A 20,130-nucleotide genomic window follows, 5' to 3' on the forward strand; every position below is an offset into this window, starting at 1 on the left:
GGGTGTCCGCCGCCAGGGTGAACTGCGAAACGACCAGCACGCTGCCCCCGGCCTGCTGGACGTTGAGGTTCATCTTGTCGTTCTCGTCGCCGAAAATGCGGTATCCCAACACGCGTTCGCACAGGCGCTGCGCTTTTTGCTCGTTATCGCCCTGCTCCACGCCCAATAACACTAACAAACCGGGGCCAATTTTGCCTACCGTCTCGCCACCTACCGTGACGCTGGCGTTTAACACCCGTTGAATCAACGCAATCATTCCTGCTGCCCTTCTGGTTTTGGTTCCTGTTGTTCCGCCTTCTGCCGGCGGTCGTCGCGGTATTCGCCGATGGTCACGGTGATTTCCGCGCCGAGTAACACGATACACCAGCTCCAGTAGACCCACAGGAATAAAATCGGGATCACCGCCAGCACGCCGTAAATCAGCTGATAGGAAGGGAACATGGTGACGTACAGCGCGAATCCCTTCTTGCCCAGCTCGAACAGCAATCCGGCCACCACCGCGCCGATCAGCGCGTCTTTGGGCGGCACGCGCACCGTCGGCACGATGCAATACAGCAACCAGAAGGAGATACACGACAAAATCAGCGGGAAAATGCGCAGCACCTGATCCACCAGCCCGTTAACCCCGGTCTGCGCCAGCCAGTTGAGCGACAGCAGGTAGGAGCTGATGGCCATGCTGGCGCCCACCAGCAGCGGCCCCAACGTCAGCACCATCCAGTACACGGCGAAGGAGAAGACGATCGGCCGTTTGTTCTTGCTGCGCCAGATGGTGTTCAGCACGCTGTCCACCGAGGAGATCAGCAACAGCGCGGTGACAATCAGCCCGCAGGTGCCGACGGCGGTCATCTTGTTGGAGTTGGCGACGAACTGCTCCAGGTAGTTCTGGATCACATTGCCGGCGGCCGGCACGAAATTGGCAAAAACAAAGCGCTTCAGCTGTTCGCTGATGTCGGCAAACATCGGGAAAGCGGCGAACAGCGCGAACACCACGGTGACCAACGGCACCAGCGACAGCAGAGAAACATAGGCGAGATGGCCCGCCAGCATCGTCAGGCCATCGTGGTCGATGCGCTGGTACAGCAAACGCCCAAAAGTAACGCCGGGCTTAATCGCAGGGGGCAGCTTCTTGCGGCGGAAAAACGACATGGTCACTCCTTGATGTCCGTTGATACGCCTTAAGCTTAACGCGCCCTGCGCTCATTGGGCAAAATAGGCCGGCACCACGTCGCGATCGGTGACGTGCACCGTCTTGATCCCCAGCGCCTGCGCGGCGAGGACGTTCGCCGGGTGATCGTCGAAGAACACCGCGTCGGCGGCGGCGGTGTTTTCCGCGGCCAGCACATGTTGATAGATATCGGCCTCCGGCTTGCGCATGCCGAGATCTTGCGACAAATAGAGATGATCGGCGGCGGCGGCCACTTCAGGATAGTGCTGCGGCCAGTAGTTGCAGTGCAGACGGTTGGTGTTCGACAGCACCACCACCCGGTGGCCTTCGTTGCGCAGGCGCTGCATGATGTCGATCACTTCCGGACGCAGCGCGACGAATACCGCCTGCCAGCCGGTGGCGAATTGTTCGAAGCTGAGCGCGATGCCCATTTCATCGCACAGCTTGCCGGCGAAGTCTTCGTCGCTGATTTCACCGCGCTCATGTTGCTGGAACACCTCACCCATGGCGAAACGATCGGACAGCACCGCCAACGGCGTGCCGCTCAAATTGCTCCACACGCCCAGCACACGCTTGAAATCGATATCGACGATCACATTACCTAAATCAAAGATATACAGCATAGTCCTCTCCTGATGGGCCGGTGAGATTTCACTGTAGCGGGAAAAGGAACAGCTGAACAGGGAGCGAACGGAAAAGCGCATAGCGCGCCGCACAAACGGGGAACAACAGAGGAAAAAACTCAGGGCGCGAGAACCGCGCCCTAAGCATGAGACACTCAATCAGCGATTAAGCGTCTTTTGGACCGCGGCTGGCACGCTTACGATCGTTTTCCGTCAGGTGACGCTTACGGATACGGATCGAGGTTGGCGTCACTTCTACCAGTTCGTCGTCATCGATGAACTCCAGAGCTTGCTCCAGGGTCATTTTGATGGCCGGAACCAGGGTAGTCGCTTCGTCAGTACCGGAAGCACGCATGTTGGTCAGCTTCTTACCGGTCAGGCAGTTTACGGTCAGGTCGTTGGAACGTGAGTGAATACCGATGATCTGGCCTTCATACACTTCCGCACCGTGGCCCAGGAACAGCTTGCCGCGATCCTGCAGGCCGAACAGCGCGAACGCGACCGCTTTGCCCTGGCCGTTGGAGATCAGCACGCCGTTCTGACGCTGGCCCACTTCGCCCGGACGCACGTCGTCGTAGTGGCTGAAGGTGGAGTACAGCAGACCGGTACCCGAAGTCATGGTCATGAATTCGTTACGGAAGCCGATCAGACCGCGGCTTGGGATCACGTAGTCGAGACGCACGCGGCCCTTACCGTCCGGATCCATGTTTTTCAGGTCGGCTTTACGCTCGCCCATCGCCTGCATCACGGAACCCTGATGCTGCTCTTCGATATCCAGCGTCACGTTCTCGAATGGCTCCTGCTTGCGGCCATCGATTTCGCGGAAGATAACTTTCGGACGGGAAACCGCCAGCTCGAAACCTTCACGGCGCATGTTTTCGATCAGCACCGACAGGTGCAGCTCGCCACGACCGGATACGCGGAAGGCGTCCGCATCGTCGGTTTCTTCAACGCGCAGCGCCACGTTGTGTACCAGCTCTTTGTTCAGACGGTCAAGGATCTGACGCGACGTCACGTACTTGCCTTCTTTACCGCAGAACGGCGAGGTGTTGACGTTGAAGAACATGGTGACGGTCGGTTCGTCGACGGACAGCGCCGGCAGCGCTTCTACGGCGTTGGTGTCGCAGATGGTGTCGGAGATGTTCAGCTCGCCCAGGCCGGTGATGGCGATGATGTCGCCCGCTTCCGCCAGGGTGCTGTCGATACGCTCCAGACCCAGGTGACCCAGCACTTTACCCACTTTACCGTTGCGAGTTTTGCCTTCGCTGTCGATGATGGTGACCTGCTGGTTCGGCTTCACTTTACCGCGCTTGATGCGGCCGATGCCGATAACGCCCAGGTAGTTGTTGTAGTCCAACTGGGAGATCTGCATCTGGAATGGCGCTTCCAGCTCAACCTGCGGCGCAGACACGTGGTCGACGATCGCCTGATACAGCGGGGTCATGTCTTCCGCCATGTCGGTGTGGTCGACGCCGGCGATGCCGTTCAGCGCAGAAGCGTAGATGATCGGGAAGTCGAGCTGCTCGTCGGTCGCGTCGAGGTTCACGAACAGGTCGAACACCTGATCCACAACCCAGTCAGGGCGCGCGCCAGGACGGTCAACCTTGTTGATGACCACGATCGGCTTCAGACCATTGGCGAAGGCCTTCTTGGTCACGAAGCGGGTTTGCGGCATAGGGCCATCCATTGCATCCACAACCAGCAGCACCGAGTCAACCATCGACATCACGCGCTCTACCTCGCCGCCGAAGTCGGCGTGTCCTGGGGTATCCACTATGTTGATACGGTAACCGTTCCAATTAATGGCGGTGTTTTTTGCGAGGATGGTAATCCCACGCTCTTTCTCCAAATCGTTGGAGTCCATTACGCGTTCGGTGGCTTCCGCACGCTCTCCGAAAGTACCGGATTGTTGCAGCAGCTTATCAACCAGGGTGGTTTTACCATGGTCAACGTGGGCAATAATGGCGATGTTACGCAAATTTTCGATCACAGCTTTGCCTCGGGCATTAGAAATAGCGCGCTATTGTACACGTATTAAGCGAGGGACTAAACAAGATCACAACCATCTCTTATAAACAACCGCGTACCGGTCAGTTTGTGATCCCTTTCACGGTGCAAAAAGCCGCAATCGTTGCACTTTTGCACCATTTCAGTGCCCTCGCTCACTCCAATTGCACCATTTCGGTGCAATTTATCACTGATGGTGCATACTGGGGTTGGGTAAAACCCGCGCAGAAAGGCGATGAAAGCCTTTTTTAAAAGTTGGCACGCTTTTCGCTTTAGTCTTTTCAAGGCGAAAAAAAGCCAGTTCCACAGATTCGTTCCACGACGACGACAATGATAAACCGGGAGAGTTAAGTATGTCCGCTGAACACGTTTTGACGATGCTGAATGAGCATGAAGTGAAATTCGTAGACCTGCGTTTCACTGACACCAAGGGTAAGGAACAGCACGTGACTATCCCGGCTCACCAGGTAAACGCCGACTTCTTCGAAGAAGGTAAAATGTTTGACGGCTCCTCTATCGGTGGTTGGAAGGGCATCAACGAATCTGACATGGTGCTGATGCCGGACGCCAGCACGGCGGTTCTGGATCCATTCTTCGAAGAACCTACGCTGATCATTCGCTGCGACATTCTCGAGCCGGGCACTATGCAAGGCTACGATCGCGACCCGCGCTCCATTTCCAAACGCGCCGAAGACTTCCTGCGCTCCTCCGGCATCGCGGACACCGTGCTGTTCGGGCCAGAGCCTGAGTTCTTCCTGTTCGACGACATCCGCTTCGGCAGCAGCATCCGCGGTTCCCACGTGGCGATCGACGATATCGAAGGCGCCTGGAACTCCGGCACAAAATACGACGGCGGCAACAAAGGCCACCGTCCGGCGGTGAAAGGCGGTTACTTCCCGGTTCCACCGGTCGACTCTTCGCAGGATCTGCGTTCCACCATGTGTCTGACCATGGAAGAGATGGGCCTGGTGGTTGAAGCGCACCACCACGAAGTGGCGACCGCCGGTCAGAACGAAGTGGCGACCCGCTTCAACACCATGACCAAGAAAGCCGACGAAATTCAGATCTACAAGTACGTAGTGCACAACGTGGCGCACGCCTTCGGTAAAACCGCGACCTTCATGCCGAAGCCTATGTTCGGCGACAACGGTTCCGGCATGCACTGCCATATGTCGCTGTCCAAGAACGGCACCAACCTGTTCGCCGGCGACAAATACGGCGGCCTGTCTGAAACCGCGCTGTTCTACATCGGCGGCATCATCAAGCACGCCAAGGCGATCAACGCGCTGGCCAACCCGACCACCAACTCGTACAAACGTCTGGTGCCGGGCTACGAAGCGCCGGTGATGCTGGCTTACTCCGCCCGTAACCGCTCCGCGTCCATCCGTATCCCGGTGGTCGCCAGCCCGAAAGCGCGCCGCATCGAAGCCCGCTTCCCGGATCCGGCGGCTAACCCATACCTGTGCTTCGCCGCGCTGCTGATGGCCGGCCTGGACGGCATCATCAACAAGATCCACCCTGGCGACGCCATGGACAAAAACCTGTACGACCTGCCGCCGGAAGAAGAAGCCGAGATCCCAAAAGTGGCCGGCTCGCTGGACGAGGCGATGGCCGCACTGAACGAAGACCGCGAGTTCCTGACCCGCGGCGGCGTGTTCACCGACGATGCGATCGATGCCTACATCGAACTGCGCAAAGAAGAGATGGACCGCATTCGCATGACGCCACACCCGGTCGAGTTCGAACTGTACTACAGCGTCTAAGTTCTACCCGCGCCGTCTGCCCTGGCGGACGGCGCCCACAATTTTTGTTATCGCTTTTTTGTTGCCGTGGAAACTTTCAGCCCATCTTCGGATGGGTTTTTTTCTCCACCGTATTTTCTGCAAAACTATTCCATACCGTGTCGATCCCGGATGGAGTAGGATAGATGCACTAAAAAGGTGCAGGAGTCTGCTGTATGGCAACTGGCAAGCTGCCCGATGCTGGGCAGATCCTCAATTCACTCATCAACAGCATCCTGCTGTTGGATGACTCACTGGCGGTTCACTACGCCAACCCGGCGGCACAGCAGCTGCTGGCGCAAAGCTCCCGCAAGCTGTTCGGTACGCCGCTGCCCGATTTGCTCGGTTATTTTTCGCTGAACGTCTCTTTGATGCGCGAAAGCCTGCGCGCCGGGCAGGGCTTCACCGATAACGAAGTGACCCTGGTGGTCGACGGCCGCGCGCATATCCTTTCCCTGACCGCTCAGGCGCTGCCGGAAGGCTATATCCTGGTCGAACTGGCGCCGATGGACAATCAGCGCCGCCTGAGCCAGGAACAGCTGCAGCATGCCCAACAGGTGGCGGCCCGCGATCTGGTGCGCGGTTTGGCGCACGAAATCAAAAACCCGCTGGGCGGCCTGCGGGGCGCGGCGCAGCTGCTGGCCAAGGCGCTGCCCGATCCGGCGCTGACCGAATACACCAAGGTGATCATTGAGCAGGCCGATCGGCTGCGCAATCTGGTGGATCGCCTGCTCGGGCCGCAACGGCCCGGCCAGCACATCACCCAAAGCATCCATCAGGTCGCGGAGCGCGTCTGCCAACTGGTGTCGCTGGAAATGCCGGATAACGTCACGCTGGTGCGCGACTACGATCCGAGCCTGCCGGAAATGGCCCACGATCCGGATCAGATAGAACAGGTGCTGCTGAACATCACCCGCAATGCGCTGCAGGCGTTGGGCGAGGCGGGCGGCACCATCACGCTGCGCACCCGCACCGCGTTTCAGATTACGTTGCACGGCACCCGCTACCGACTGGCGGCGCGCATCGACGTCGAAGACGACGGCCCCGGCGTGCCGGCGCAGCTGCAGGACACGCTGTTCTACCCGATGGTCAGCGGCCGTGAAGGCGGTACCGGCCTGGGATTATCCATCGCCCGCAATCTGATCGATCAGCATTGCGGAAAAATTGAATTCAACAGTTGGCCAGGTCATACCGAATTCTCGGTCTACCTGCCCATTCGTCAGTGAGGTTTGCAATGCAACGAGGGATAGTCTGGATCGTCGATGACGATAGCTCCATCCGCTGGGTGCTTGAGCGCGCGCTCACCGGCGCGGGCCTGAGCTGCGCCACCTTCGAAGGCGGCAATGACGTGCTGGAAGCCTTGGCCACGCAAACTCCCGACGTGCTGCTGTCCGATATCCGCATGCCGGGCATTGATGGTCTGGCGCTGCTCAAGCAGATCAAACAGCGTCACCCGATGCTGCCGGTGATCATCATGACCGCGCATTCGGATTTGGACGCCGCCGTCAGCGCTTATCAGCAAGGGGCCTTCGACTACCTGCCGAAGCCGTTCGACATCGACGAAGCGGTGGCGCTGGTCGAGCGCGCCATCAGCCATTATCAGGAACAGCAGCAGCCGGTGCGCAGCCAGCCGGCCAGCGATCCGGCGGCGGACATCATCGGCGAGGCGCCGGCGATGCAGGACGTGTTTCGCATCATCGGTCGGCTCTCGCGTTCGTCGATCAGCGTGCTGATCAACGGCGAATCCGGCACCGGTAAAGAGCTGGTGGCGCATGCGCTGCACCGCCACAGCCCGCGCGCCAAATCACCGTTCATCGCCCTGAACATGGCCGCTATTCCCAAGGATCTGATCGAGTCCGAGCTGTTCGGCCACGAGAAAGGCGCCTTCACCGGCGCTAACCAAATCCGCCAGGGGCGCTTTGAACAGGCCGACGGCGGCACGCTGTTCCTCGACGAGATCGGCGATATGCCGCTCGACGTGCAAACGCGCCTGCTGCGGGTGCTGGCGGACGGCCAGTTCTACCGGGTCGGCGGCTATGCGCCGGTGAAGGTCGACGTGCGCATCATCGCCGCCACGCACCAGAACCTGGAGCTGCGGGTACAGGAAGGCAAGTTCCGCGAGGATCTGTTCCACCGCCTGAACGTGATCCGCGTACACCTGCCGCCGCTGCGCGAGCGCCGTGAAGACATCCCGCGGCTGGCGCGCCACTTCCTGCAGATCGCCGCCAAAGAGCTGGGCGTCGAGGCCAAGAACCTGCATCCGGAAACCGAAACTGCGCTGACTCGCCTGCCCTGGCCGGGCAACGTGCGCCAGTTGGAGAACACCTGCCGCTGGCTGACGGTGATGGCCGCCGGCCAGGAAGTGCTGATTCAGGATCTGCCGGGTGAGCTGTTCGAAACCGCCGCGCCGGAGAGCCCCAGCCACAGTCTGCCGGACAGCTGGGCCACGCTGCTGGCGCAGTGGGCCGATCGCGCGCTGCGTTCCGGTCATCAAAACCTGCTGTCGGAAGCCCAGCCGGAAATGGAGCGCACGCTGCTCACCACCGCCCTGCGCCACACCCAGGGGCACAAACAGGAAGCCGCGCGCCTGCTGGGCTGGGGGCGCAATACCCTCACCCGCAAGCTTAAAGAGCTGGGCATGGAATAGGAACGGGGATGGATGATGAAAAACGCAGTCCGGCGCACAAAAAAACGCCAACCGCAGGCTTTACAGCCGGTGCGGGCGCAGTATGATCGTGTCGCACACTCTGGAGGTTGACGATGCTGGACTCATTCATCGCATTCATTTCTCAGGGCGCGGAGCTGGGCTCCGCCGCCAGCCACACTCCGCAGGCGGCGGTCGCCGCGGTGCTGTGCGCCGCGCTGATTAACTTCTTCAGTTAAAAAAACAGCCGCATCTTCAGTTAAAAAAACAGCCGCATCAGCGGCTGTTTTTTCATCCTCAGATCACCCGAGAGAACTGCTGGCTGCGCGCCTGTTGCCGCAGATAGCGGTCGAAACACATGCAGATATTGCGGATCAGCAGGCGCCCGCGCGGCGTGACGCTAATGCCTTGCTCATCGCGCTCCACCAGCCCATCGCGTTCAAACGGCGCCAGCAGCTGCAGGTCTTCGGCGAAATAGGCGGTGAAATCGATGCCGTATTGCCGTTCAAGCGGCTGATACGCCAACCGGAAGTTGCAGATCAGCGTTTTGATCAGATCGCGCCGCAGGCAATCGTCATCCGTCAGCGCCAGCCCGCGCCACAGCGCGTTGCCCTGCGCAGATACGCTGTCATAGTAATGCTTCAGCTCTTTCTGGTTCTGCGCATAGCTGTCGCCGAGCATGCTGATGGCCGACACGCCCAGCCCCAGCAGATCGCTGTCGCCCTGGGTGGTGTAGCCCTGGAAATTGCGGTGCAGCTTGCCTTCGCGTTGGGCGATCGCCAGCTCGTCGTCCGGATGTGCAAAGTGATCCATACCGATGAACTGATAGCCGGCGTCAGTCAGGAACGCGATGCTCTGCTGCAAGATATCCAACTTCTGCTGCGCGCTGGGCAGATCGGCGTCTTTGATTTTGCGCTGGGCGGCGAACAAATTCGGCATATGCGCGTAGTTGAACACGCTGAGGCGATCGGGATTCAGTTCGGCCACCCGCTGCAGCGTGAAAGCGAAGCTTTCCGGCGTCTGTTTCGGCAGGCCGTAGATCAGATCGATATTGGTCGAGCGAAAGCCCAGCGCTTTGGCCCGTTCGATCAGAGCGAAGATGAAGGCTTCGTCCTGCTCGCGGTTGACCAACTGCTGCACCTGCTTGTTGAAATCCTGCACCCCCATGCTCAAACGGTTAAAGCCTTCGGCGCGTAAATGATCGAGCACATCCAGCTCTATCTCGCGCGGATCGACTTCGATCGACATCTCCGCATCGGGCAGAAAATCAAAATGTTCGCGCAGCAGCGCCACCAGCCGGCTGATTTGCGCTTTGTCCAGGTAGGTTGGCGTACCGCCGCCCCAGTGCATCTGGCCAACCTTGCGGCCGGCGAACAGCGGCGCACGGCTGGCGATCTCTTGCGCCAAAACGTTCAGGTATTCGTCGGCCTTGTGCGTCTGGCGCGTCACCAGCTTGTTGCAGCCGCAGAAATAGCACAGCTTATGGCAGAAAGGGATATGCACGTACAGCGACAGCGGCCGCTCAGGGTAGCGCGCCGCGGCGCGTTGAAACGCCGCTTCGTCGTAGCGCTGGTTAAACTCCAGCGCCGTGGGGTATGAGGTATAACGCGGCCCTGAGTAGTTATATTTTTGGATCAGGGCCAAATCCCAGACAATCGTCTGCTCTGACATGCTCACTCCTTCCGATATCTTTTTCTACCGGGCCGGGAGAGGGGCGGTTGTCTGCGCTGTCTGGCCACGGAAGCGCTGCGAAAACGCGCTTTGCGCTTAGACAGCCGCCATAGTTTACCGAATAACCACAGCAGATAACACATCAAGAGTAGGGCTATTGTCGGGATCAGCCACATGGCGCGTTAAAAGGCGTCTTTCGGGTTGCCGCCTTTCAGCAGCTTCAGAATATCTTCCTGCTTCTCTTCTTCTTCCTCGTCGTCTTCATCGCCCAGCTCGATGCCCAGCACGTCCATCAGCACATCGATACGATCCAGCGTCTTATCGACATACGCCTGTTCTTGCGCGTTCAGCGTTTCGCCATCGTCGATGCGATCCAGCAGCGCGTTCAGGCGTTCGTCATTTTCGAGCTTCGCCAGCTCTTCTTCCGGCGACAGGCGCGGTTTCGCTTCGGCCTTTGGCTTCGGCTGCGGTTTGGCCTTCACTTTGGTTTCGTCGACCACCAGCGCAACCGGCACTTTACTGCCGATACGCGGATCTTTGGCTTCCGCCGCCGATTTGTTTTTTTGGCTGCCGGACTCAACCTGGGTGCGTGAACCGGAAGCGTGGCCGCGGCGCTTTTTCAGGCGTTTGCGCTCGCGCGCTTCCTGATCGAGCTCCATACGGCTTTTCTTTTTCGTTTTTGACTTCGCCGCGCTGCCGCGAGGTGCTTTTGATGGCTGGTTCATAGCGTGTGCTCTTAGGTATGTAGATTCAGTATAGAATTGCGGCGGAATCTAGCAGAAAGCGGACAAAGAAAAAAGGCGGCAGGTTAAACCTGCCGCCTATTTCGCACCTTCTTGCGAAGGGTATTCCTGTTACGCGCTCCTTGCGTACATGCAACATCCCGGTTTTTCCTTCTGCTATAACCGCATTCCCTGCCACTACGTCCTTCATCCTGAAAGGAAAATCGTCCATGGCGCAATCCATTCGCATCCGCTCTTCCCGAGCGTGCTTCCTGCGGGCATCCAAACTGCCGATACTTCACCATCCGATGTGCCTGCCGCCTATTCCGGTGCGAAAGGGTCACTTCCTTTTGCGTTCATCCTGGCACTCATTGCACGCCCTGTGCATTCCCTGAGATTTGTCATCCTTCCCGGATGTTCCCTAATCCTGCGCAACCCTGCGTTAACGAGTACTTTACGTTATTGTTGCGAAGGCTCAAGGCACCTGACGCCGATTTGACTGACATTTCCACACAACGAAAAAACAACACATTGTTTTTAAAGTAGAAACAGAAATATCGCTTTCGAATAAAGCGACATTACCCGCGATTCGAATGGCAAATGTCTCACAACGTACGGTCGGCATAACTGCCGTTTTATCGCGCCCCGCCGCTTAAAAACGGAGAAACACGCCATTTTTACCGCTGATGCAGTTATAATCGCCAACCAGTTAGCCATCCTCACGGAGACGAAAAATTTTGACCAGCAAGAACTACAACTATCATGTGACCCATTTCGTCACCAGCGCACCCGATATTCGCCATCTGCCGGGGGATGCAGGAATTGAAGTCGCCTTTGCCGGCCGTTCCAACGCCGGTAAATCCAGCGCGCTGAATACGCTGACCAATCAAAAAAGCTTGGCGCGCACCAGTAAGACGCCGGGGCGCACCCAGCTGATCAACCTGTTCGAAGTGGAAGACGGCATTCGTCTGGTCGACCTGCCGGGTTATGGCTACGCCGAAGTGCCGGAAGAAATGAAGCGCAAATGGCAACGCGCGCTGGGCGAATACCTGCAGATGCGCAACAGCCTGAAAGGGCTGGTGGTGCTGATGGATATCCGCCATCCGCTGAAAGATCTCGACCAGCAGATGATCCAGTGGGCGGTCGACGTCGGCACGCCGGTGCTGGTGTTGCTGACCAAGGCCGACAAGCTGGCCTCCGGCGCACGCAAGGCGCAGCTCAACATGGTGCGTGAAGCGGTGCTGCCGTTTATGGGGGATATCCAGGTCGAAGCCTTCTCATCGCTGAAAAAGATCGGCGTCGACAAGTTGCGCCAGAAGCTGGACACCTGGTTTAACGAGATCCCGCCGGAAGTGCTGCCGGAAGAGGACATCGGCGAATAAGCCCTGATCGCACATTTGAGCCGATGCCTCGCCGCATCGGCTTTTTTATGCCCGCAGATCGGCCGCAGGCGGGATTTTTCGTTATCTAATTACATTTTTGAAATAAAGCCATCATAAAGACTTATTGCCAAAACGGGCTTGTCTCGCCGAATTACGCGGATTGAGGGAGCGGAAGCTGAAATGAAAAGCGGAGCCGAGCGATAGGAAAAACGTATGGTTTGCTGCTGTTTTTACAATAAAAAACGCCCCAGTCAATACTGACTGGGGCGGCTAAATATTCAGCCAAATCCGATTACGTGAAGTAAAAGGTCTGAAAGATAGAACATCTTACCTCTGTACCCTACGCCTGTAACTCTACATCATTTTTTCGCAGGGCAAAAGAATTTTTTGTAGTTTACTTACACAATTTGCGGCGCAAGAACGGCGAAGTTGGGGAAACTATCGCCGCATCTTGTAGCTTAATTACGAAAAGTGCTTAGGTTATCGCCAGTTAGCGCATACGGCGATAACCCGGCGATCAGTGCGCCTCATCCCAGTTCATGCCGACGCCCACATCGACCTTCAGCGGCACCGCCAGCGTCATGCTGCCTTCCATCAGTTGGCGGATACGCTGGCTGGCTTCGTCGATCACCGATTCATGCACCTCGAACACCAATTCATCGTGCACCTGCATGATCGCGCGCACCAACGGCTTCTCCTGCCCCTGCAGCCAGGCGTCGACCTCGATCATCGCACGCTTGATGATATCGGCCGCCGTGCCCTGCATCGGGGCGTTGATGGCGGCGCGCTCGGCCGCCTTGCGGCGCATGGCGTTGCTGGAGCGGACGTCCGGCAGATACAGACGGCGGCCGTCCAGCGTGCTGACATAGCCCTGCTCGGAAGCCTGCTGACGGGTGCGCTCCATGTAATCCAGCACGCCCGGGTAACGTTCGAAGTAGAGATCCATATAGCGCTGGGCTTCCCCACGCGGGATCCCCAGCTGACGCGCCAGGCCGAAGGCACTCATGCCGTAAATCAAACCAAAGTTAATCGCCTTGGCGCTGCGGCGCTGCTCGCCGGTCACTTTATCCAGCGGCACGCCGAAGACTTCCGACGCCGTGGCGCGGTGAATGTCTTTTCCTTCGGCAAAGGCCTTCAGCAGCCCTTCATCCTGTGACAGATGCGCCATGATGCGCAGCTCGATCTGCGAGTAGTCGGCCGCGACGATGCGGTAACCTTCCGGCGCAATAAAGGCCTGGCGAATGCGCCGCCCTTCTTCGTTGCGCACCGGGATGTTCTGCAGGTTCGGATCGCTCGAGGAGAGGCGGCCGGTGGCGGTCACCGCCTGATGGTACGAGGTATGCACCCGCCCGCTGACCGGATTGATCATCAGCGGCAGCTTGTCGGTATAGGTGGTCTTCAGCTTCGCCAAACCGCGGTATTCCAGAATCACCTTCGGCAGCGGGTAGTCCAGCGCCAGCTCGGCCAGCACCTCTTCGTTAGTGGACGGCGCCCCGCCCGGGGTTTTCTTCAGCACCGGCAGCTTTTGTTTTTCGTACAGGATCGCCTGCAGCTGCTTGGTCGAGGCCAGGTTGAACGGCTCTTCCGCCAGCTCGTGGGCCTGCGCTTCCAGCTCAGCCAGACGCTTGGCCAGCTCTTGGGAATGGGCCGACAAAATGGCCGGATCGATCAGCACCCCGGTGCGTTCGATATGCGACAGCACCGGCAGCAGCGGCATTTCAATCTCATTGAATACCGTCAGCAGTTCCGCGCTCTGTTTCAGCTGCGGCCACATCGCCAGGTGCAGCTGCAGCGTGACATCGGCGTCTTCAGCGGCGTAAGGCGCCGCCTGCTCCAGCGCGATCTGGTTGAACGTCAGCTGGTTTTTGCCCTTGCCGGCGATCTCTTCAAAGGTGATGGTTTTGTGGCCCAGATAACGATCGGCCAGGCTGTCCATATCGTGACGGCCGCCGACGCTGTCCAGCACATAGGACTCCAGCATGGTGTCGTAGGCGATGCCGCGCATCTCGATGCCGTAGCGCGCCAGCAGGCTCATGTCGAACTTCAGGTTTTGCCCGACCTTGAGCGCCTTCTCGTCCTCCAGCAGCGGCTTGAGCGCTTCCAGCACATAAGCGCGATCCAGTTGCGCCGGCGCATCCAGATAATCGTGCGCCACCGGCAAATAAGCCGCTTCGCCCGGCGCGATCGCGAAGGACAGGCCGATCAGGTTGGCGGTCAGGGTATCCAGACCGTCGGTTTCGGTATCGAAGGCAAATACGTCGGCCTTTTTCAGCCGCGCCAGCCAGTCGGTAAAGGTCGCTTCGTCCAGGATAGTGACATACCCATCCTGGGACAGCTTGGCTTCCGCCAAGGCTTTCGGCGCTTCCACGGCGGCAGCCGGTTTGGCGGCGCCGGCAGCTTTCGCGCCCGCGCCTTTCTTGTGTTCCAGCCAGACGCCGGCTTCCACGTCCGCCAGCCAGCGTTTGAACTCGTACTGTTTGAACAGCTGTTGCAACGTGTCGACATCCGGCACGGAGACCGTCAGGTCCGCGCAGGTCAGATCCAGTTCGACGTCGGTTTTGATCGTCGCCAGTTTATAGGAGAGGTACGCGACCTCTTTGTTCTGCTCCAGCTTGGCCGCCATGGTTTTGGCGCCGCGGAAGCTCAGCGTGGCGATGTTCTCCAGATTACCGTACAGCGCATCCAGCCCGCCGATACCCTGCAGCAACGCCTGGGCGGTTTTCTCGCCCACGCCCGGTACGCCGGGAATGTTGTCCGATGAATCGCCCATCAGCGCCAGGAAGTCGATGATCAACTCCGGCGGAATGCCGTACTTGTCGCACACTTCCTGCGGACCGAGGATCGTGTTGTTCATGGTGTTGATCAGGGTGACGTTCGGAGTCACCAGCTGCGCCATGTCTTTGTCGCCGGTGCTGATCAGCACCGCATGGCCGGCCTTTTCGGCCTCCAGCGCCAGCGTACCGATAACGTCGTCCGCCTCAACGCCGGGCGTCACCAGCAGCGGCAGGCCCATCGCCTTGACCATGCTGTGCAGCGGCTCGATCTGCGCGCGCAGATCGTCCGGCATCGGCGGCCGGTGTGACTTGTATTCAGCGAAGAGATCATCGCGGAAGGTCTTCCCTTTGGCATCAAACACCACGGCAACGTGGCTCGGTTGATACTGCAGCAGCAGGCTGCGCAGCATATTCAGCACGCCGTACATCGCGCCGGTCGGCTCGCCCGCCGAGTTGGTCAGCGGCGGGAAGGCGTGATAAGCGCGGTAGAGGTAGGAGGAACCGTCAACCAGGATTAGTGGGTTTTCTGCAATCTGGGCCATAGCGTTTCTTTATCGTGATCGGACATAGGGGTAAGCATGCCATAGCTGGCCGTCGGAGACGAACCTTAGCGTGCATTGCGGACGAAAATGATGTGATTGTGTGCGAGGATCCGCAAGATCTTACCTGTGGATAACTTTGTGCATAGAAAAGAGACCGAATTATAACGCTGCGATTATCGTTATAACGGCGAATAAAATTCCTATTTAAATCACCGCGTTAAAAGAACGAATTCCGGCGACGCTTTATTATTGGCTTTTATTGGATTTGTGGATATAACTTTCGCCGGATTTTAATCGCACTATTCATCAAATTCGGCGCCTCAATTACCATAGCACAAGCTGGACAAGTTGCACGAAAACTCAGCAAATGGTTATCCGATGAGACGAAAAACAGTGATTTTTAGCGGCGCTTTACCCCGGCGATTTCTGTTAAAATGCGTTTTTGTTCATGCGTTTTGGCATGCAACGATGTTCCCAACAACCGTCAGCCCATAATCATGCCAAGATTGTTAACGCCTGTTATCTTTATCATTTCCGTCATACTTACCATTCTGGTGACGGTGTTGTGCTCCATCCCCATCACGCTGGCCGGCATCGTGAAACTCCTGGTGCCCATTCCCGCCGTCTGGCGATATATCTCGGCTTTCGCCGATTTCATGATGTGGTGTTGGTGCCAAGGGTTGGCGCTGTTATTGCGCATTAACGGGCAATTGCGTTGGGATATTGAAGGGCTGGAAGGGCTGGACCGCAAAAACTGGTATCTGCTGATCAGCAACCACGAAAGTTGGTCGGACATTGTCGTACTGTGCGTGCTATTCAGAAATCATATTCCAATGAATAAGTATTTTCTCAAGCAACAGCTCGCCTGGGTGCCTTTTGTCGGCCTGGCCTGCTGGGCGCTGGATATGCCATTCATGAAGCGTTACTCCCGCGCCTATTTGCTCAAGCATCCGGAAAAGCGCGGCAAGGATATCGAAACGACGCGCCGTTCCTGCGAAAAATTCCGCCAGCGTCCAACCACCATCGTCAATTTCGTCGAGGGTTCACGCTTCACCGAAGCCAAGAAAATTAAAAGCAATTCGCCGTATCGCAATTTGCTGGCGCCTAAAGCCGCCGGCATCGCGTTTACGCTCAGCGCGTTGGGCAATCAGTTCGACAAAGTATTGAACGTTACTCTGCTCTATCCGGAAAATAACCAACGGCCTTTTAGGGATATGCTGTGCGGGCGGCTGACGCGTATCGTGGTGAGAATAGAGACGCTGCCGATCGATGAAACCCTGCACGGGGACTACTTCAACGACAAGCAGTTCAAGCGGCGCTTCCAGCTGTGGCTGAATACGCTATGGCAGGAAAAAGATCGGTTGCTGGATAAATTGAAACGGCAATATGGATAAAAAAACGCCGGCGATGCCGGCGTTTTCGCATGGGGTCTGGCTTATTTCTGCTGGCTGAGGAATTTAACCACATCGGCGAACTGCTTCACGTAAGCGTCCATCGAGCTGGTGTCCAGGCCATCGTTCTTAACCATGTATTTGCCGTTGACGAATACCGCCGGCACGCCGCGCAGCTGCAGATCTTCTGCGGCTTTCTCTTGTTGAACCACCAGAGATTTCACCACGAAGCTGTTCCAGGCCGCATCATAATCTGCTGCGGTCACACCTGCTTTCACGAAGACATTGCGGATATCATCCGGCGTTTGCACGGTCTGGGTTTTCTGCACCGCTTCAAACATCAGCGGGCTCACCTTGTCTTCCACGCCCAGCGCCATCGCCACCGCCCATGCCTGAGTCAGCTGTTTGCCCAACGGCCCCAGGAATTCAACGTGGTACTTGGTCATTTTGGTGCCGGCAGGCAGCGCTTTCTTTACGTTCTCAGACACATGATAGACCTGCTCGAACTGGTAGCAGTGCGGGCAGTAGAAGGAGAAGAACTCCAACACCTGCGGCTCGCCGGTCACCGGTTTGTCCAGGGTCACATACTGAGCGCCATCGCTAAACTGTGCCGCCGAGGCACTGAATGCCATCACCATGCCAACGAGCGCCAACCATATTTTTTTCATAAGACTAAACTCTCCATTGTGTTAAAGCTTCAATACATTGGCGTCAGCTGCAGAGGGGGCTCCTGCAACAGCTTAACCTGTTCGGTGAAGGCCGCAGTCTGAGACAACCAGAAATCAGACTCCGCCATCCACGGAAAACTCTTGGGGAAGGCCGGATCCTGCCAACGGCGAGCGACCCAGGCCAGGTAATACACCATGCGCATCGCCCGCAGTGGTTCAATCAACGCCAGCTCGCGCTGATCAAACTCGGCAAATTCGCTATACGCCTCCAGCAAGACATCCAGCTGCATCAGTTGATCGCGACGTTCGCCGTGCAGCAACATCCACAGATCCTGCACTGCCGGGCCGTTGCGCGCGTCATCAAGATCGACGAACAGCGGGCCATCGCGCCACAGAATATTGCCCGGATGGCAATCACCGTGCAAACGGCGCGGCTGCCAGTTCAGATGCCAGTGCGACTTGATCGCCGCAATCAGATTATCCGTCGCCTGCAGGAACGCGTCATGCTGCGTTGCCGGTAGCAGCTCGCAATCGGCCAGCACCTGGCGCGGGGCGGTGAGGTACTCTTCAATCCCCATCGTTGGCCGCTCGGCGAACAAACGCTCACCGCCGACCTGGTGGATACGCCCCAGAAAACGGCCCACCCATTCCAACTGATCCAGATTGTCTATCTCGTATTGCCGGCCCCCCACGCTGGGGAACAGGGCAAAGAAAAAGCCGCCGTGCGTATGCAGCGTAGCGCCTTGCAGCGCCAACGGCGCCACCGCCGGGATCTCCGCGCCGGCCAGATCCAGAGCGAACTGATGTTCCTCACCGATCTGTGCGGCGCTCCAGCGCTCCGGGCGGTAAAACTTCACCACGTAGCGCCGGCGATCTTCGTCCATAAACTGATAGACACGGTTCTCGTAGCTGTTCAGCGCCGTCAGGCCGGAATCGACGCGCAGGCCAACTCCTTCTAGCGCGTCCATAATCAAATCGGGCGACAGGGTGTCGAAATTAAAAGCAGAGTTATTCATAACGTTCGTTTGATCGCTGACAGCACGGTGCCGGGAATGAGAAATAGTAGCATTAATGGCGCATTTCACGCGCTATGCTTTCTCGCACCGCACGAGGATCAGTCCTTGATAACGCCGCGCGCGCGCAGCAGCGCCGTTTTAAAATCTTCTTCGTAATCTTTCTTCAGACCCGGGATCTGATCCGTGCCGGCGCTACCGCGCATTTTCAGGTGATAAATGAGAATGTCGTCGCTCAGTTCGGACAACTCGCCCTGGAAGCCCGCTTCCTTCGCCAGCTTTTGCAAAAACTGCATCAAATTGAGATCGGGATCTTCCTGCCAGGCCGGGTGCAACAGCTCGATCAACTCGTTTACGCGATGCGTTTTCATCTCAATATCGTCCAATAGCATGAATAAACTCACAAAGTAACAGGCTTACCCACGCAGTGAAAGAACCGGCTTGTCAATAAAGGTAAATCCTGATGTCACGTCTGCTTTAGCGCTACAATCAGCCCATCGACAAGGCGGGATAAACGAGATGCATAAAGAAATCAGCGGCGTCATTTTGGCCGGCGGACGGGCCACGCGCATGGGCGGTGAAGACAAAGGCCTGGTGTCGATTGGCGGGATCGCACTCTATCAACACGTATTGGCTCGGTTACGGCCGCAGGTGACTTCCATCGTCATCAGCGCCAATCGCAATCAGGCATGTTATCAGGCGAGCGGTTTGCCGGTGATTGGCGATCTGACGCCCGATTTCGCCGGGCCGCTGGCCGGCATGCTGGCCGGGCTCAAGCAATCTTCCAGCGAATGGGTGGCCTTCGTCCCTTGTGATGTCCCCGACTTTCCCGCCGACTTAGTCGCTCAGCTATGGCAGCAAAAAGGCGCGGCGCAGGCGGCCTTTGCCAGCGATGGCGAACGTGATCACCCCACCCTGGCGTTACTGCATAGCCAAATAGCGCCGCAGCTGGCCGACTATCTGGCGCGCGGTGAACGCAAGCTGATGCTGTTCTTGCATCAAATTGGCGCAAAACGCGTAGTGTTCAGCGGGCAACAAGCGGCATTTCATAACCTGAATACGCCGGCAGACTGCCGACATTGGCAACAAACACAAGAGCTAAAGAAATGAATCCTTTATTGCCCCCCTTGCTGGCCATCGGTGCCTACAGCGGAACGGGGAAAACCACCCTGCTCAAACAGCTGATCCCGTTGCTGAAACAACGCCAGGTACGGGTTGGGCTGATAAAGCATACGCACCACGATATGGATGTGGATACGCCGGGTAAAGACAGCTATGAGCTGCGTAAAGCGGGCGCAGACCAAACGCTGGTCGCCAGCGATCGGCGTTGGGCATTAATGACCGAAACGCCGGAGCAACAACCGTTGGATCTGCATTATCTGGCGGGGCGCTTTGACGCCGATAAGGTCGATTTGATCCTGGTGGAAGGGTTCAAACATGAACCGGTCAGCAAGATCCTGCTTTATCGGGCCGAGATCGGCAGACCGTTGGAAGATATGCTGGATCAGTTTGTTATAGCGGTAGCCAGCGACCGACCGCTATCCATTTCGGCTAAGCAGCTGGATCTCAACCGACCGGAAAGCATCGCCGACTTTATTGTCGAGTGGTTGAAAGGCGCAGCGTAGCTGCGCTTTTTGACGTTTTACGCATAGCAAAAAGCCCTGAACGTCAGTTCAGGGCTTTCGGCTTTATTTGATGCCTGGCAGTGTCCTACTCTCGCATGGGGAGACCCCACACTACCATCGGC

General features: G+C 57.7%; 19 protein-coding genes. 8 read left to right on the forward strand and 11 right to left on the reverse strand.

The window, feature by feature from the left end; all coding sequences use genetic code 11:
* From dtd to typA, 4 genes are all read right to left on the reverse strand, one after another.
* Window positions 1-256 (reverse strand): D-aminoacyl-tRNA deacylase (gene dtd / locus ACJ8PL_RS24940; RefSeq protein WP_442531449.1); only part of this gene is annotated, 256 nt, incomplete at its 3' end.
* On the reverse strand, window positions 253-1,146 hold the full coding sequence (locus tag ACJ8PL_RS24945) for a virulence factor BrkB family protein (protein WP_123867985.1): 894 nt from the start codon (window positions 1,144-1,146) through the stop codon (window positions 253-255). The genes dtd and ACJ8PL_RS24945, both read right to left, overlap by 4 nt.
* A gap of 51 nt (window positions 1,147-1,197) precedes the next feature.
* On the reverse strand, window positions 1,198-1,788 hold the full coding sequence (gene yihX / locus ACJ8PL_RS24950; RefSeq protein WP_004931242.1) for a glucose-1-phosphatase: 591 nt from the start codon (window positions 1,786-1,788) through the stop codon (window positions 1,198-1,200).
* A 166-nt stretch (window positions 1,789-1,954) separates the two neighbouring features.
* Window positions 1,955-3,778 (reverse strand): ribosome-dependent GTPase TypA, encoded by a 1,824-nt coding sequence (gene typA, locus ACJ8PL_RS24955; RefSeq protein WP_004931243.1) that lies wholly within the window; start codon window positions 3,776-3,778, stop codon window positions 1,955-1,957.
* Window positions 3,779-4,148: 370 nt separating this feature from the next.
* Between typA and glnA the strand changes: the two genes are divergently transcribed.
* From glnA to ACJ8PL_RS24975, 4 genes are all read left to right on the forward strand, one after another.
* Window positions 4,149-5,558, forward strand: a complete 1,410-nt coding sequence (gene glnA / locus ACJ8PL_RS24960; protein ID WP_004931244.1) for a glutamate--ammonia ligase — start codon at window positions 4,149-4,151, stop codon at window positions 5,556-5,558.
* A 194-nt stretch (window positions 5,559-5,752) separates the two neighbouring features.
* Window positions 5,753-6,802, forward strand: a complete 1,050-nt coding sequence (glnL, locus tag ACJ8PL_RS24965; RefSeq protein ID WP_004931246.1) for a nitrogen regulation protein NR(II) — start codon at window positions 5,753-5,755, stop codon at window positions 6,800-6,802.
* An 8-nt stretch (window positions 6,803-6,810) separates the two neighbouring features.
* Complete coding sequence (gene glnG / locus ACJ8PL_RS24970) at window positions 6,811-8,223, forward strand: nitrogen regulation protein NR(I) (RefSeq protein ID WP_015379452.1); 1,413 nt, start codon at window positions 6,811-6,813, stop codon at window positions 8,221-8,223.
* Window positions 8,224-8,336: 113 nt separating this feature from the next.
* Window positions 8,337-8,459 carry a YshB family small membrane protein gene (locus ACJ8PL_RS24975; protein WP_004931250.1) on the forward strand — a complete coding sequence of 41 codons (123 nt, stop codon included), beginning with the start codon at window positions 8,337-8,339 and terminating at the stop codon, window positions 8,457-8,459.
* A gap of 58 nt (window positions 8,460-8,517) precedes the next feature.
* On the opposite strand, the gene hemN is transcribed toward ACJ8PL_RS24975, so the two are convergent.
* Together hemN and yihI are read right to left on the reverse strand one after the other, a co-directional pair.
* On the reverse strand, window positions 8,518-9,891 hold the full coding sequence (gene hemN, locus ACJ8PL_RS24980) for an oxygen-independent coproporphyrinogen III oxidase (protein WP_016929641.1): 1,374 nt from the start codon (window positions 9,889-9,891) through the stop codon (window positions 8,518-8,520).
* Window positions 9,892-10,073: 182 nt separating this feature from the next.
* The gene (gene yihI, locus ACJ8PL_RS24985; RefSeq protein WP_015379455.1) at window positions 10,074-10,616 is read right to left on the reverse strand and encodes a Der GTPase-activating protein YihI; all 543 of its coding nucleotides are present in this window, start codon (window positions 10,614-10,616) and stop codon (window positions 10,074-10,076) included.
* Between the two features lie 734 nt (window positions 10,617-11,350).
* Here yihI and yihA point away from each other — a divergent pair.
* On the forward strand, window positions 11,351-11,995 hold the full coding sequence (yihA, locus tag ACJ8PL_RS24990; protein ID WP_004931258.1) for a ribosome biogenesis GTP-binding protein YihA/YsxC: 645 nt from the start codon (window positions 11,351-11,353) through the stop codon (window positions 11,993-11,995).
* 278 nt (window positions 11,996-12,273) lie between these two features.
* Here yihA and ACJ8PL_RS24995 read toward each other — a convergent pair whose 3' ends face one another.
* Both ACJ8PL_RS24995 and polA read right to left on the reverse strand, forming a co-directional pair.
* Window positions 12,274-12,321, reverse strand: a complete 48-nt coding sequence (locus tag ACJ8PL_RS24995; protein ID WP_071892919.1) for a spot 42 RNA, inhibition of DNA synthesis — start codon at window positions 12,319-12,321, stop codon at window positions 12,274-12,276.
* A gap of 191 nt (window positions 12,322-12,512) precedes the next feature.
* Window positions 12,513-15,311 carry a DNA polymerase I gene (polA, locus tag ACJ8PL_RS25000; RefSeq protein WP_274985131.1) on the reverse strand — a complete coding sequence of 933 codons (2,799 nt, stop codon included), beginning with the start codon at window positions 15,309-15,311 and terminating at the stop codon, window positions 12,513-12,515.
* A gap of 497 nt (window positions 15,312-15,808) precedes the next feature.
* Here polA and ACJ8PL_RS25005 point away from each other — a divergent pair, with 497 nt between their 5' ends.
* The gene (locus ACJ8PL_RS25005; protein ID WP_028128069.1) at window positions 15,809-16,705 is read left to right on the forward strand and encodes an acyltransferase; all 897 of its coding nucleotides are present in this window, start codon (window positions 15,809-15,811) and stop codon (window positions 16,703-16,705) included.
* 41 nt (window positions 16,706-16,746) lie between these two features.
* Here the strand turns inward: ACJ8PL_RS25005 and dsbA are convergent, their stop codons facing one another.
* From dsbA to ACJ8PL_RS25020, 3 genes are all read right to left on the reverse strand, one after another.
* On the reverse strand, window positions 16,747-17,370 hold the full coding sequence (dsbA, locus tag ACJ8PL_RS25010) for a thiol:disulfide interchange protein DsbA (protein ID WP_004931264.1): 624 nt from the start codon (window positions 17,368-17,370) through the stop codon (window positions 16,747-16,749).
* A gap of 29 nt (window positions 17,371-17,399) precedes the next feature.
* Window positions 17,400-18,386, reverse strand: coding sequence for a serine/threonine protein kinase (locus ACJ8PL_RS25015; RefSeq protein ID WP_049299557.1), 987 nt, complete (start codon window positions 18,384-18,386; stop codon window positions 17,400-17,402).
* Between the two features lie 98 nt (window positions 18,387-18,484).
* On the reverse strand, window positions 18,485-18,754 hold the full coding sequence (locus ACJ8PL_RS25020; RefSeq protein WP_004931268.1) for a YihD family protein: 270 nt from the start codon (window positions 18,752-18,754) through the stop codon (window positions 18,485-18,487).
* Between the two features lie 148 nt (window positions 18,755-18,902).
* Here ACJ8PL_RS25020 and mobA point away from each other — a divergent pair, with 148 nt between their 5' ends.
* Together mobA and mobB are read left to right on the forward strand one after the other, a co-directional pair.
* Window positions 18,903-19,493 carry a molybdenum cofactor guanylyltransferase MobA gene (mobA, locus tag ACJ8PL_RS25025; protein ID WP_261106835.1) on the forward strand — a complete coding sequence of 197 codons (591 nt, stop codon included), beginning with the start codon at window positions 18,903-18,905 and terminating at the stop codon, window positions 19,491-19,493.
* Window positions 19,490-20,008: a molybdopterin-guanine dinucleotide biosynthesis protein MobB gene (gene mobB / locus ACJ8PL_RS25030; protein WP_261106837.1), complete on the forward strand. Its 519-nt coding sequence runs from the start codon at window positions 19,490-19,492 to the stop codon at window positions 20,006-20,008. The genes mobA and mobB overlap by 4 nt, the downstream gene beginning before the upstream one ends.
* Window positions 20,009-20,130: the final 122 nt, after the last annotated feature.

The organism is Serratia sp. CY83965 (genome assembly GCF_052166375.1).
Classification (GTDB): domain Bacteria; phylum Pseudomonadota; class Gammaproteobacteria; order Enterobacterales; family Enterobacteriaceae; genus Serratia; species Serratia marcescens.